Genomic DNA, 1,153 nt, shown 5'->3' with positions numbered 1-1,153 from the left:
TTTAAGCGCCTTTTTTAACGCCTAAAATCAACCACCGCATGAGCCACATGACTAACCCTTCCAAAACTTTTAAAAATAATTATCAAGAAAAAACGCATTATATAATATGTTTTTTAACTATTCATTATTCTATATATTTTAATGTATTGAATTAAAATAAATATATATTATTATATAAGTATAGGTTGAGGGAAAGACCTAATAATAAATAAAAGGAAAAACATTATGAATTACAACGAACTTCAAAACGCAATAAACACTAAAATCAACACTATTACAGACAATATAGAATTTTTAGAAATAGCAAAGGAAATCAATACAGATCTTTTTATGGCTGAAAACTTTATAGCACAAGCAGAAAAACACATTTTTAATGAAATAAATATTGATTTAGTTAAAGAAAAATACATCGGTGATTTTATTGATGGTATTTATGAATATGGCACAGACAACGACTACACAAGCGATAACTACGCAACAATGAGTATTCTTACCGACTTGGCTTTTCCGAGTGATAACGATTTATACAGTTTAGCGGCAATACTGGAACAAGGAGCTATTCACTTCTACCAACAAGCAACAAAAACTATCATGACACTGGTAGCTACTGATCTAATCGTTGAAATTGATAAGTTAATAACTAATATAGATAACCAAGGAAACATTGTTTTTCTAAATGAGTGGAGAAATAACATAAACAGATTTTTAAACGACTAATTAACAACTAAAAGTAGCAAAGGCAATTGAAGCGGCAAAACAACTACGAATGGACTTATTAAACAAGACAAACAACGAATACAACGAGAGAGAGCATTAAAGCCGCTTTCTTAATCGTTGCTAATGAGTACAACAAGCAACTCGACATTATCAATCAAATAACCTATATTTTTCAAAACAACGAAGGTCTATATATTCATTTTCATGGCAAAGACGTATTACCATTAACACATAAAGAAGATATTGAAAAATTCTTAAACATCTATCAGTTAAAAATCAAAACTGAAAACTTTTAGTATTAAAGCACATCCTAAAATATAGAACCCCATCTAAAGAAGTCAATATTGTATTGTATATTTTATGTTATATATTTAATATATATAAGGAGATATACACATGAAGATAAAAGAAGAGTTAGAAAAACATAGTATTTTTT

The 1,153-nt window shown here is 28.1% G+C and carries 1 protein-coding gene; it reads left to right on the top strand.

Annotated elements, in window-relative coordinates; genetic code table 11:
* The first annotated feature begins 225 nt into the window (after positions 1-225).
* The gene (locus H5203_RS21845) at positions 226-717 is read left to right on the top strand and encodes a hypothetical protein (RefSeq protein ID WP_182820312.1); all 492 of its coding nucleotides are present in this window, start codon (positions 226-228) and stop codon (positions 715-717) included.
* Positions 718-1,153: the final 436 nt, after the last annotated feature.

This window comes from Pseudoalteromonas sp. SG41-1, from assembly GCF_014164575.1.
Lineage (GTDB): Bacteria > Pseudomonadota > Gammaproteobacteria > Enterobacterales > Alteromonadaceae > Pseudoalteromonas > Pseudoalteromonas rhizosphaerae.
This window is presented reverse-complemented; position numbering and strand designations above follow the sequence as displayed.